Raw genomic sequence first — 12,517 nt, 5'->3', positions numbered from 1 at the left:
GGGCAGGCCCTCTTCGTTCTGAGTTCAGCGGGCCCGGCTGGCCAGCTTTTGACAGCACGTGCCACACGAGGTCGCCGGTGTTGAGCAGTCCGCCTAACGCTGCCCGGCTCCGATAACCAGTTCGGCGAGCACCCGGCGCACCGACGTGCGAACAAGAACTTCTGGTCGGCTCAGCACATCGATCTGCCGCCCCACCGACAGGTCGCGAAACGGTACGAGCACCATACCATCGCCCTTGCGGGGCGCTATCGTGTAGCGCGGCAGCAGTGCTAGGGCCGCCCCGGTCGCGACGACCGAGGCCGCCACGAAGAACTCGTTGATGCGGTGCGCGATCCGTAGCGGCGCATCGGCCGCAGCGGCGACCACGTTCACCGCCTCTGCGAGCGGAAAACCGGCGTGTCCGGTGACCCAGGATTCGTTTCGAATATCGTTTATCGACAGTGACACACTCACGGTCACCGGCAGGCCGGGGTCGTTCTGAAACCGCGCCACCGCTTCATCCGTCCGAGCCATCGCTGTTGACACACCGGTGGCCGCCAGCGCCAGTGCCACCCCGGCCGGCGTCAACCCGAGTACCCGCCCGCGTTTCTCGGTGAGCGGTACGCCGGCCCGCCGTTGCACGGCGCGGAGCTGCTGCGACACCGCCGACGACGAGACGTGCAGTGCCCGAGCCACCGCGGCGACGCTTTCGCGCTCGCCGAGCTCTCGCAACACGGCCAGTTGACGCACTTCCATGAGCCGAGGCTAAAGTATCTGTTCAAAAAATGGCATCTAGACTGCACGGATGCCGTCCCGCACGATTACCCCATGACCACCACCCTGGCCCATCGCTCGCTGCTGCCGCGCCTTGGGCGCTACCGGGTCGACATCGTGCTCCTGCTCGTTGCCGCGGTGTGGGGCGGCAGTTACCTGAGTGCAAAGGTGCTCACCGAGCAGGCCAGCGTATTCGCCGTTCTCGCACTGCGGTTTCTGGTGGCGGCGCTCGCTCTGGTGATCGTATGGGTGGTTCGGCGCGAGCGGCTTCCGTCGCGGCGTGCGGTGGGTATCGGGGTGCTGCTCGGGGTGACGCAGGCGAGTATCCTCTGGCTCGAGACCCAGGGAGTGGCGTTCACCTCGGCCACGAATGCCGGGTTGATCATCAGCCTCACCATCATTGTCACGCCGGTACTCGAGTCGGTCGCGGCCCGCCGGTGGCTACCGCGCCCGTTCTTCGTTGCCGCCGTACTCGCGGTGGTCGGGGTCGCTCTGCTGGTCTCCGGAAACGGATTTTCACAGCCGGACGCGGGCGACCTGCTCATCCTCGCGGCGGCGCTCGTGCGCTCCCTACACGTCACCATGATGGGCCACCTCACCCGCGGCCGTAGCGACAGCACCATCACGCTCACCCTGCTGCAGGCACTCGTGGGGGCGGCCGTCTTCACCGCCTTCGACGTTCCCGGCCTCGTCGCGGCCATTGCGACCTTCACACTGGCCGGATGGGTCGGCGTACTCTACCTCGGCCTTGCCTGCAGCGTGTTCGCGTTCCTGGCGCAGATGTGGGCAATCCGCCGTACCTCTGCCGCCCGAGCGAGCCTGCTCATGGGCACCGAACCCATCTGGGCGGTGCTCGTGGGAGTATCGCTCGGCAGCGAGACCCTCGGTCTGTTGGGTGCCGCCGGGGCCGTGCTCATCATTGCGGGAACCTTCTGGGGCCAGCGTATCGAGGCCGCCCACCGTGTGAACTCGGGCCGCCTAGGCTGACCCGGCGTGTGGCTCCGGCGCCTGCGTCCCACTGGCCGAGCTGTGAGTTTCCCCCGGTGAATTGGTGTCGTTCTCATAGGTCTTGCTCACAGGTCGGCGCAGCGAAACCACGCGGCGCCCAGAGTGCTCTCGAGCGGATACCGCAAGCGACGTTACGACAGCACGTCGCGCACGAGGTCGTCGTTCTCGTGGTTCTGCAGCCGAGAGAAGATGTAGCCACCGATCAGCAGCACGAAGGGGAGGGCGACGAGTACCCAGCCGATGGTGCTGAGGCCCCAGGAGGTGGTGGTCGGGTCGACGCCGTCGGCCACGGTGCCGGCCAGCAGGCCGAAGTGGCTCATGAGCAGGTATTCGCCGAGTAGCAGACCGACCGTGGCCAGCACCGGGGCGATCAGGGTTTGGAAGATGTTCTCGGTGCCCTGATTGCGATGAAAGTAAACGATGATGGCGATGCTCACCAGAATTTCGATGAGCACGATGGCGATGACCGCGAGGCCGCTGAACCAGTAGAACAGGTTGAGCACCGGGTCGAGCTGGAACACCGCGAACACGACGAGCACGACGCCGGTGATGACGGACGTGACGAGCGACGCCGTGCTCGGGGCTCCGCGCCCGTTGACCGTGCGGAGCAGCTTGGGTAGCGCTCCGCCGCGACCGAGCGCGAACAGGTAGCGGCTGGCCGCGTTCTGAAACGCCAGGAGTCCGGCGAACAAGCTCGACAGCACGAGGATGCTCATGAGCGTCGCCATCCACGGGCCGACGTACTGGGTCGCCAGTGCGAACAGCACCGCGGCCGGGTCGGCCAGGGGAACGCCCGCAACCGAAGACAACTCGACGGTCTTCTCGACCACGGTCGACGTTCCCATGCCAGTCACCATGGCAAACGCGGTCAGGCCGAACAAGACGGTAATGACGACGACGGCAAGGTAGGTAGCGCGGGGGACGACCGTCTTGGGATCCTTGGATTCTTCACCGTAAATGGCGGTGGCTTCGAAGCCGATGAAGGAGGCGAAGGCGAAGGCGAAGGCGATGCCGGCCGAGCCGGCCAGTCCGCCGGCGACGATGGCGGCGGGGTTGAATGAGGCCCAGAAGTTCAGGCCCTCCGGCCCGCCGTCGATGAGGATGGCGACCGCGGTGACCACGAGGGCGGTCAGTTCGAGCAGCATCAGCACGCCGAGTACCTTGGCACCGACGTCGACACTGAGCAGGGAGAGCAGGGTCACGACGCCCCAGGACAGGAGTGACCAGGCCCACCAGGGGAGCACACCAACTTGACCGGCCATCAGGGCGCCGAAGAATCCATAGATGGCGAGTTGAATGGCGAGGTAGGCGAGGATCGACACGAACGCCGAGGCGGTGCCGAGGTGGCGCCCGAGGCCGCGGCCGATGTAGGCGAAGAAGGCGCCGGCGTTGGTGACGCGCTGGCTCATCGCGGCGTAGCCGACGCTGAACACGAGCAGGGTGAGCCCGACGACAACGTAGGCGCCGGGGGCCGCCGCGCCGTTGCCGAGCACAATCGCCACGGGCACCGCTCCGGTCATACCGACGAGCGGGGCCGCGGCTGCGACGACGAAGAAGACGATTCCGAGAACGCCGAGCCGGCCCGTGTGCAGGGCCGTTTCCGGTGCTGTGGTTGAATCAGGTTTGGTCTGGGTCATGGCTACTCCTCGTTGAGTAAGAGGTCGAGTGCAATTGTGTGCGTGAGGCTGGTGTCGGAGAACGGATGCTGCGGCATCCGTTCCGCTGTGTGTCTCACAGCGTGTCAATCTCTGTGCTAAACCGTTTGTCATTTGCGGCACCGCATTTGTCGAATTGCGCAGTGCTGTCGAGGTTCACGTGCTGTGGCGCGGCACCAGCTGTCGGGCTGCGCAGCGCTGCCGAATGGCGCGGTGCGGTGGTGCTGAGCTGCGTGCTCTCGAGCGGCATCGCACGTGTCGAATCGTGCAGGCTCAGCACGCCCGAGCACTCACCCGCGGCGGTACGTGCTCGGCGTCTTGCCGAACGCCGTGCGAAAGATGCGGCTGAAGTGCGCGGCGTCGACGAAGCCCCAGCGGGCGGCGATGGTGCCCACCGAGCGATCGCCGAGAATGGGGTCGCGCAGGTCTCGGCGGCAGTGCTCCAGGCGGCGGGTACGGATCCAGCTCGCCACGGTGCTGTCGGCCTCGTGGAACACATTGTGAAGGTGCCGAGTCGAGATGAAGTGGGCGGCCGCGATGCTCGCCGGGCACAGCTCCGGATCGCCCAAATGCCCATCAACATACGAGCGGATGCGCGCGAGCAGGTCGCCATGCACCCCCGCCACGGGATCGCGGCGCAGGTTCAGTTCACTCTCGAACATGGTCGCGATGAGGTCGACGGCGTTGTAGGCGAGGCGGTGTCCGCTCGCGCCGGAGAGCACGTCGAGGTTCTCTGCGAGCTGCACCATGAACGGACTGATCAGGCGGCCCAGTCCCGCGTCGCCGGGCAGTCGCACGGCGGTGAGCTGGCCGACCGAATCGGCCGGAAGGTCGAGCACGTCGTGCGGAAACATGAGCACGAGGGTACGAAAATCCTCTTCAAAGGCGAGCGTGTACGGCCGGTTGGTGTCGTAGACGGCCAGGTCGCCCGGGCGCAGGGTTGCCTCCCGGTTGTCCTGCACGAGCATGCCGGTGCCCGCCAGCTGCAAATTCAGCTTGAAATACTGCCGAGCGGATGCCGCGATCAGGGCCGAAGTACGCAGAACCTGGTGTCCGTTGGCGGTGACCTCGACGATCGACAGCTCGTCAAGCACCCGCGAGCGCAGGGTGCCGTGAAAGGTGCGGGAAACACTCCGCACCTCGAGCGGAACGAACGACTGCGACACGAGCGTGCGCCACTGCGCGAAGGAGTCGGCGACGGCGAACTCTACGCTGTCGGTCGGTACCGTGCTGGCCAAGCTGGCAGTGTCGGTGGCCGAAGTGGTGGCCGACGTGCTGGCCGACGTGGTGGCCGACGTGCTGGTCGACGTCGTGGTCAGCGTCTGGCTGAGCGGAACGATGTCGTTGGGCGGGGCGACGATCGTCTCGCGTGCGGCTTGCGCCGCCGGGTTCACAACCGTCATCGTCACGAGGAACTCCTTCGCCGGGTCTAGTTCGGCGACCAGCTCGGTCCTCGGGGGCGGATCGATGATCGTCTGCAGCCAATGTAGTACCGCGCGCGCCGAATGTCATTCTTTTTTCGACACTCGGCGAAAAAAGACCCGTATGACGCACGTGCATGAGGTAGCGGTCCCTCGTGCTGATCAATGCAGGCCACGCTGCGGCTGTGGCGGCTGGGCGGCAACGCGCACGACGCGACTATGGCTGCGGTGCGTGACCATCCCGTCGGTCGACACCATCTCGTTGGTCGAGACCATCTCGGCCATCCGGCACGGCGTCAGCGGGCTTCGGTGCCTCGCTACTGATGCTGGAGTTGGAGTATGAGCGGGTTCTTGCTGTGCAGTGGGATCAGCGTCTGTTGCGGGTCGATCGTTACGGGTGGCTGCAGCCAGAACGGGCCGTGGTCGGAAACCACCTGCCAGCCTTCCTGGTCTAGTCGGCGGGTCCAACGTCCCTTCCGCAGCGCGCTTCTCGGCCGCCAACGTGACAGTCAATTCCGCGGCATCCGTTTCGGCCATCAAGATGCCCGACACACCGAGCTTCACCGCTTCCGCGCGGCTGGAGCCGTTCACGTGCTGAATCATCGCCCCCGGCGGCGCAAACCCCCGCCCGCCGCCAGGCCCTCCCGGCCGAGCTCCGGCCGTGACCGCCGAGCGACCGTGCCGGCCATCCACTCCGCGAATACACCCAGCCGCCGCCGCACCTCCACCAACGACCGTTGACCACTGACCACTGACCACTGACCACTGACCACTGACCACTGCGCACGTGCAGCTGAGAACGGCTAGTTCCCGGTGGCGAGCAGACGCAAGTACCCGTCCAGCTGCATCACGAGATGCTCGGGCGCGTGCTCGTCGGGGGAGAGCGAGGCGGTAATCTGCGCGCCCAGCACGACGTTCATGAGGTGACCCACAACATCCGTATCGGTGATGCTGGTGTGCACCTCGTCGGCCGCGCGCGCCTCGGCGAGGTGACCGAGCAGTGCGAGCCGCCACTGCAACATCGACTCGTCGTGCAGCTGCGCTTTGGCGGTGCTGTTGAGCGCCTTCTGCCAGAACGGAATCACAATGCGCGCCTCGCTCACGCGCGTCTCGTCGAGCGGCAAGATCTCGTGGCAGTAGGCGCGCACGGCAGCCAGTCCGGTCAGTCCGGCGGTCGAGCGCGCGATGCGCAGATTGGTCTGGCTGAACACGTGCCCGAAGGCGAAGGTCAGTAGGTCGTCCTTGGTGCCGAAATAGGGCTTGAGTGCGCCGTTGGCGAATCCCGCCTCGGTCGCGATCTCGCGCAGGGTCGCGCCCTCGATACCGTGGCGAGCGATGATGCGCCACGTGGCATTGACCAATTCAACGCGACGCTGGTTGTGATCGACGACTTTCGGCATGGGCCCTCTTCTGGTGGCGAAACCTTAGCTTGTCAGAAAGATTCGTCAAACGCTTGCCATCGGTAGCGCTGACCATTTATATTCTACAACCATAGGAAAAAAACTCTCTCGGGTCCACACCATTGTGGTCCGGGCCGATCCAGGAAAAGAGAACCCATGTCTCCCGGGCTTGCCGCCGACACCGACACCGTGACCGCCTTCGCGCTGCCCACCGCGGAGGAACTGCATAAAGTGCGCACGATTCTGGCCGACGCCGACCTCTTTGGCGACAGTATGCGCGTCGCCTATCTCGGTCTGCTCGACCCGCCACGTGGCGCCACAAGTGAAGAAACGGATCGCCGCTTTCGAGTCTTCCTGCACGATATCTCCGGCGCCGCTCCCACCGACGTGACCGTTTCGGTCACGCACGCCTTGGTCGAATCGAGTGTGACCCTGGACACCGCGCTCACCGGCGAACTGCCCGTACTCGAAGAGGAATTCGGCGCCGTCGAAGAGCTCCTCACGACGGATGCCCGCTGGCTCGCCGCCCTCGCCGCCCGCGGCCTCGACGTGGCCACCGTGCGCGTCGCGCCACTCTCCGCCGGGGTGTTCGAGTACCCGAACGAGAAGGGCCACCGCATTCTGCGCGGCCTCGCCTTCGTGCAGAATTTTCCCGAGGACAGCGCTTGGGCGCACCCGATCGACGGCCTCGTCGCCTACGTCGACATCGTCGCTAAGACCGTTGACCAGGTGCTCGACTTCGGCGTCGTTCCCATTCCTGCTGAACACGGAAACTACACCGATCCCACCCTCACCGGGCCGCTGCGCGACACGCTCAAGCCGATCAGTATCACCCAGCCCGAGGGCGTGAGCTTCACCGTCACCGGCGGCAACCACATCGAGTGGGAGAAATGGAGCCTCGATGTGGGCTTCGATGTGCGCGAAGGCGTCGTGCTGCACAACATCGGCTTTCGCGACGGCGAACAAACGCGGTCCATTATTCGTCGCGCCTCGATCGCGGAGATGGTCGTGCCCTACGGCGACCCCGCGCCCGTGCGCTCCTGGCAGAACTACTTCGACACCGGCGAATACCTCGTTGGCCAGTATGCGAACTCGCTGGAACTCGGCTGCGACTGCCTCGGTGAGATCACCTACCTGAGCCCGGTCATCACCGACGGCTTCGGCAACCCGCGCGAAATTCGCAACGGCATCTGCATGCACGAAGAAGACTGGAGCATCCTCGCCAAGCACAGCGATCTCTGGAGCGGCATCGAGTACACCCGCCGCAACCGTCGCTTCGTGATCTCCTTCTTCACGACCGTCGGCAACTACGACTACGGTTTCTACTGGTACCTCTATCTCGACGGCACGATCGAATTCGAGGCTAAAGCCACCGGCGTAGTCTTCACGAGCGCCTATGCCGGCAAGGGTTACCCCTACGCCTCCGAAATCGCCCCCGGACTCGGCGCCCCCTTTCACCAGCACCTGTTCAGCGCCCGCCTCGACATGGCTCTCGACGGCGACACCAACCGCGTCGAAGAAGAAGATGTCGTGCGCGTGCCCATGGGGGTCGGCAACGAACGCGGCAACGCCTTCACCCGCCAGCGCACTCTGCTCGCCACCGAATCCGATGGCGTCAGGCAAGCGGATGCCTCCATCGGCCGCACCTGGCACGTCTCCAACCCCAATTCCCTCAACCGCCTCGGCGAACCCGTGGCGTATAAGCTGCACCCCCAAGGGCTGCCCATGTTGCTCGCCGATCCCGACTCCTCGGTGGCCCAGCGCGCGGCGTTCGCCACCAAGGGCCTCTGGGTCACCCGCTTCGCCGAAGACGAACGCTATCCCACCGGCGACTTCGTCAACCAGCACTCCGGCGGCGCCGGACTGCCCGCGTTCATCGCGGCGAACCGCGACATCGACGGTGAAGACATCGTGCTCTGGCACACGTTCGGCCTGACCCACTTTCCACGGGTCGAAGACTGGCCGATCATGCCGGTCGACACCGTGGGCTTCAAACTGCGCCCCGACGGCTTCTTCGACCGCAGCCCGGTGCTCGACGTGCCGGCGAACGTGCCGCCGGCATCCGGTCACTGCCACTGAGCCACTGGTCGGGCGGGTGCCGCCCCGCCGTCGAGCCGTGAGTTTCTGCCCGTTGCATCGTACAAACTGGGCTGAAACTCACGGCTCAGGACCGAGGCCGCGAACGTTCGCGCACGCTCGATTCGGGGCGCGGTCCAACATGCCGTCGTGACCCCGATGCATAGCCGTGGCCTCCATGGACGTCGTCATGGCTATCGCGACGCCCACCGCCGTGACCGTGGGTTCGATCAGCAGCGGGGCGGCCGGCTCTCGGTGCGTCGCAGCCGGTTCAGCAGGCGCCGTTGCGACCAAAGCAAGTCCCATGATGTGCGAACTCGCTGCCGAGTGAATGGTCAGCACGCTCAGCAGTAGGGACACGAGCGCCAGCAGGGCGAGCAATGACGGGCGCAGATTCAGCGCGGCACGCCTGTGAAGCGCACGCGGGCAGAACCCCGGTCAGTGTCATGCGCGCCTCCACGGATGGACGCGCGCGTGAGCGGACGCACGCGTGAGCGGCACAGGCGAACCGCGAACCCCCTCAGAATATCGAATTGTGCCGCTGTCGCTGAACACGGGCAAATGAACACCACGCGACCGCGCAATCGGGCAGGCTGGAGTCATGGCGCAGACCACATCCACGGCACCCCTCGCGGCACGCCTCGCGGAATCCCCGAACGATGCCGCGCGCCGCATCGCGCTCACCCGCATGAAACGGCTCGCGGCCGCGCTGCTCGTGCTCATGGCCGTCATCTTCACGGTGTCGTTCGCCCTGCAGGATCGCTACCCCTGGCTCGAATACGTGCGCGCGGCCGCCGAGGGTGGCATGGTCGGCGCCATCGCGGACTGGTTCGCCGTAACCGCCCTGTTTCGTTATCCCCTGGGCCTGCGCATTCCGCACACCAATATCATCGCCAACCGTAAAGACGAGATCGGCGCAAGCCTCGGCGAGTTCGTCGAGACCAACTTTCTCTCCGAGAGTGTTATTCGCGGCAAGCTGGAGTCGATCGGGGTTGCCCGCCGGGTCGGCGCCTGGCTCAGTATGCCGGCCAACGCCGAGAAACTCACCGGCGAACTCGCCGTGGCCGGCCAGGGCATGCTCAACCTGCTCGGCGATGACGCCATCAAGAACCTCATTGAGTCCGTCGCCCGCGAACACCTGGTCCAGCCGGAGTGGGGTCCGAGCCTCGGCCGGGTGGGGGAGCGGCTGGTCACGAGCGGGCAGCAGCACGCGGCCGTCGACCTGCTCCTGGACCGCGCCGACGGCTGGCTGCGGGCGCATCCCGAAGCGTTCGGTCGTGTGGTTTCGCAGCGGCTGCCCAGCTGGCTGCCCGGTTTCGTCGACAAGCTCGTCGACGACAAGGCCTACCGTGAGGTGCTGGCTTTCGTGGCGTCGGCGCGCGGTGACCGGCAGCATCCGGTGCGGCGGGCCATTGACGAGTACCTCGGCGAAGTCATGCACGACCTGCAATATGAGCCAGCCATGATTCAGCGGGTCGAAACGCTCAAGGCCGAGGTGCTCGATAACGCCAAGCTGCGCGAGTTCGCCGCCGACACCTGGGAGGCGATCAAGGCCTCCCTCACCGAGGCCCTCGTTGAGCCGAGGAGCGCGCTGCGGGTCGGCATCCGTTCGACGCTTCATGATGTCGGCGAGCGGCTCACAACGGATGCCGCGCTCGGCTCCCGTATCAACCGCTGGCTCGCCGACACGACCAGCTATATCGTCGCCAACTATCGCCATGAGATCGCCGGCGTGATCACCGAGACCGTCGAACGCTGGCCAGCCGCGGAGACGGCGGCGAAGATCGAACTGCAGGTGGGCCGCGACCTGCAATTCATTCGCATCAACGGAACCGTGGTCGGCGCCCTCGCCGGCTTGGCCATTTTTACGCTCGCGCACGCGGTGGCCGCACTGTTCTAAACGGCGATACCGCAGAACTGTACCGCGTTGGCCCCGATTCGGGGCAGACTAGCCTGAACTGCTGTACCCGAAAGGCACCAATGCACGACCTCACCCGGTGGGCCCTGCGCCCACTGATGCGCGTCTGGACGGCATCTGCCGAGCGCCAGGACCGACACCTGCCCCGCCCGAGCGATGCGCCGCAGGCCCACGCTCCCGGAATCGACAGCGACCGCGTGCTCATTCTCGGCTGCGGACCGGCCGTCGGTTGGGGCGTGCTCAGCCACCAGCTCGCCCTTCCCGGCTCGCTCGCCCGTGAATTGTCGGCGCGTACCGGCCGCGGCGTCGATATCGACCTCGTAGCCAGCCGCACCATGACCGCCTCGACCGCCCTCACCGCGCTGACCGACATTCGACTCGGCCGTTTTGATGCCGTCGTCGTCGTTCTCGGCGTGAACGAAGCACTCGACCTCACCAGCGTCACCGAGTGGCAGCGCCGCCTGACGGCTCTGCTCGACGTGCTGGAGCGCGACACCTCCCGCAGCACCACGATCTTTGTGCTCGGCATTCCGCCCATTCGCAGCATCGAAATCTTCAAGCTTCCGCTCGTGTTCATCGCCGATTGGTCGGCCTCCGACCTCAACGCGGTCAGCGAGAGACTGGCCGCCGTCGCGCCGCGCACCACTTTCGTGCCGTTTTCGCCCACCGCGACCGTGGAGACCGACCGACATCGCACACCCGCCGATTATCGCGGCTGGGCCGTGCTGTTGGCGGGCGCCATGTCCGACAGTCTCGACGCGGCACGCCTCGGGTTCGCGGGTCGGGCCGCGGCGCCCCTCGGTCTCGGCGTTCATCCGTCGACGCGCGACACGGATGCCGCTGGCCGGGAACGCGCCCGGCAAGCGGCCGTCGACGGCCTCGCCATTCTCGACACCCCGCCGGAGGCCCGGTTCGACCGGCTGGTCGTTCTCGCGCAGCGCCTGTTCGACACCGAATCGGCGTTGTTCGGCATCATCGATCACGACCGGCAGTGGCACAAAGCCCGCGTCGGGCTGGAGGCGACGCAACTGCCCCGCTCCGAATCGTTCTGCGCGATCACGATTGACGGCGAGGGGCCGCTCATCATTGAGGATGCCCGCACCGACGCCCGCTTCAGCGACAACCCGCTCGTGCACGGCGACCCGCGCATTCGCTTCTATGCCGGGTTTCCCATCGAGTCGCCGTCGGGGGAGCGCATCGGTGCCCTGTGCGTGTTCGACCCGAAACCGCGGGCACTCGCCGAGGTCGACCAAGTGCTGCTGCGCGAGCTCGCGCTGCTGGTGCAGCGGGAGCTGCGGGTGCCGGCACGGCGAGCGTAGGGTGCAAAGTGCGGCAAGAAGTGCGACTGGACCTCGATGGCGGTGGGAACTGGGCTGCCGTGGATATCAGCCCAACAACCGAAATCCGGTCGTGAAAATGTGTGCCTGGTTGGACGGGGCAAGGTCTGGTTTCTCCCACTGGCGGACACGCCCGCAACCGGCGACGTCGGCCAGTGGCAGGCCCTCGTGGAGCGGATTCAGCACTATTCTGAGGACGCCGACGGGATCGGCTGCTCCAGCCCCAGAATGGCATCAGCTGACCGGGCGAAATCACGCGTTGGCGTGGTGGCCGCGAGTTGATCTGTTGGCTGTCAACGCCGCGCTATTAACCCGTTCTCGCTGTAGGCTCGCGGCGTGAGCGAATCCTTACAGCGCAGGCTGCGCGCCCTGCCCGACTTCCCCGACCAGCTGCCCGTCTTCGATCCGGCCCGGGCGTCGGCCGATCCGGTCGACCTCTTTCTGGACTGGCTCGAGCACGCGCTCGCTGCCGGCGTGCTGCAGCCTCACGCCTTCAGCCTTGCGACGTCGACCATCGGAGGGTTAATCTCGTCGCGCATGCTCATCCTGAAGAACATCGACGACGGTACCTGGCAGTTCGCGAGTACACGCAGCTCCCGCAAGGGGACCGAGCTCGCCGCCAACCCGCATGCCGCCATGAACTTCTACTGGGCATCTCTCGGGCGTCAGGTGCGCGTGGTTGGCGCGGTCACCCTGCTGTCGGCCGAGGCATCCGCTCTCGACTGGGAGGAACGACCCGGAGCCGACGGCCGGGCGAACCCCGACTGGCAGCTCTACGCCCTGCACCCCACCGAGGTCGAGTTCTGGCAGGCCAGCCCCGATCTCCACCACATTCGCCACCGCTACGACCTCTAAGGGGTCAGCTCACGAAACGGAATAAATACCACGCTAAGAGTTTCCGGGTCTGTGCAGGGGGCGGAGTTTTCCGGCTTTGGGTTGGCGGGGGTTG

Annotated in this window: 10 protein-coding genes; 5 read left to right on the top strand and 5 right to left on the bottom strand. The window is 66.1% G+C overall.

What is annotated here, in order from left to right:
* Positions 1 to 93: 93 nt before the first annotated feature.
* A complete protein-coding gene (locus IWX77_RS04545; RefSeq protein ID WP_196843345.1) occupies positions 94 to 735 on the bottom strand; it encodes a LysR family transcriptional regulator in 642 nt (213 codons plus the stop codon).
* Positions 736 to 807: 72 nt separating this feature from the next.
* Between IWX77_RS04545 and IWX77_RS04540 the strand changes: the two genes are divergently transcribed.
* Positions 808 to 1,740 (top strand): DMT family transporter, encoded by a 933-nt coding sequence (locus IWX77_RS04540; RefSeq protein ID WP_196843344.1) that lies wholly within the window; start codon positions 808 to 810, stop codon positions 1,738 to 1,740.
* Between the two features lie 152 nt (positions 1,741 to 1,892).
* On the opposite strand, the gene IWX77_RS04535 is transcribed toward IWX77_RS04540, so the two are convergent.
* The 3 genes from IWX77_RS04535 to IWX77_RS04525 form a co-directional block, all read right to left on the bottom strand.
* Positions 1,893 to 3,398 carry an APC family permease gene (locus IWX77_RS04535; RefSeq protein WP_196843343.1) on the bottom strand — a complete coding sequence of 502 codons (1,506 nt, stop codon included), beginning with the start codon at positions 3,396 to 3,398 and terminating at the stop codon, positions 1,893 to 1,895.
* 308 nt (positions 3,399 to 3,706) lie between these two features.
* Positions 3,707 to 4,825 (bottom strand): helix-turn-helix domain-containing protein, encoded by a 1,119-nt coding sequence (locus IWX77_RS04530; RefSeq protein WP_327012064.1) that lies wholly within the window; start codon positions 4,823 to 4,825, stop codon positions 3,707 to 3,709.
* An 815-nt stretch (positions 4,826 to 5,640) separates the two neighbouring features.
* Positions 5,641 to 6,237: a TetR/AcrR family transcriptional regulator gene (locus IWX77_RS04525; protein ID WP_196843342.1), complete on the bottom strand. Its 597-nt coding sequence runs from the start codon at positions 6,235 to 6,237 to the stop codon at positions 5,641 to 5,643.
* A gap of 156 nt (positions 6,238 to 6,393) precedes the next feature.
* Between IWX77_RS04525 and IWX77_RS04520 the strand changes: the two genes are divergently transcribed.
* Entirely contained in the window at positions 6,394 to 8,316 is a 1,923-nt protein-coding gene (locus IWX77_RS04520) for a primary-amine oxidase (protein WP_196843341.1), read from the top strand.
* 78 nt (positions 8,317 to 8,394) lie between these two features.
* On the opposite strand, the gene IWX77_RS04515 is transcribed toward IWX77_RS04520, so the two are convergent.
* Positions 8,395 to 8,694: a hypothetical protein gene (locus IWX77_RS04515; RefSeq protein ID WP_196843340.1), complete on the bottom strand. Its 300-nt coding sequence runs from the start codon at positions 8,692 to 8,694 to the stop codon at positions 8,395 to 8,397.
* A gap of 220 nt (positions 8,695 to 8,914) precedes the next feature.
* Here IWX77_RS04515 and IWX77_RS04510 point away from each other — a divergent pair, with 220 nt between their 5' ends.
* The 3 genes from IWX77_RS04510 to IWX77_RS04500 all read left to right on the top strand — a co-directional run bounded on the left by IWX77_RS04510 (position 8,915) and on the right by IWX77_RS04500 (position 12,423).
* A complete protein-coding gene (locus IWX77_RS04510) occupies positions 8,915 to 10,213 on the top strand; it encodes a DUF445 domain-containing protein (protein WP_196843339.1) in 1,299 nt (432 codons plus the stop codon).
* Positions 10,214 to 10,293: 80 nt separating this feature from the next.
* The gene (locus tag IWX77_RS04505) at positions 10,294 to 11,550 is read left to right on the top strand and encodes a GAF domain-containing protein (RefSeq protein ID WP_196843338.1); all 1,257 of its coding nucleotides are present in this window, start codon (positions 10,294 to 10,296) and stop codon (positions 11,548 to 11,550) included.
* Positions 11,551 to 11,904: 354 nt separating this feature from the next.
* Complete coding sequence (locus IWX77_RS04500) at positions 11,905 to 12,423, top strand: pyridoxine/pyridoxamine 5'-phosphate oxidase (protein ID WP_196843337.1); 519 nt, start codon at positions 11,905 to 11,907, stop codon at positions 12,421 to 12,423.
* Positions 12,424 to 12,517 lie beyond the last annotated feature (94 nt).

Source organism: Cryobacterium sp. CAN_C2 (assembly GCF_015751745.1).
Taxonomy (GTDB): domain Bacteria; phylum Actinomycetota; class Actinomycetes; order Actinomycetales; family Microbacteriaceae; genus Cryobacterium.
The sequence above is the reverse complement of the archived record's forward strand: the minus strand, read 5'-3'. Positions and strand labels throughout refer to the sequence as shown.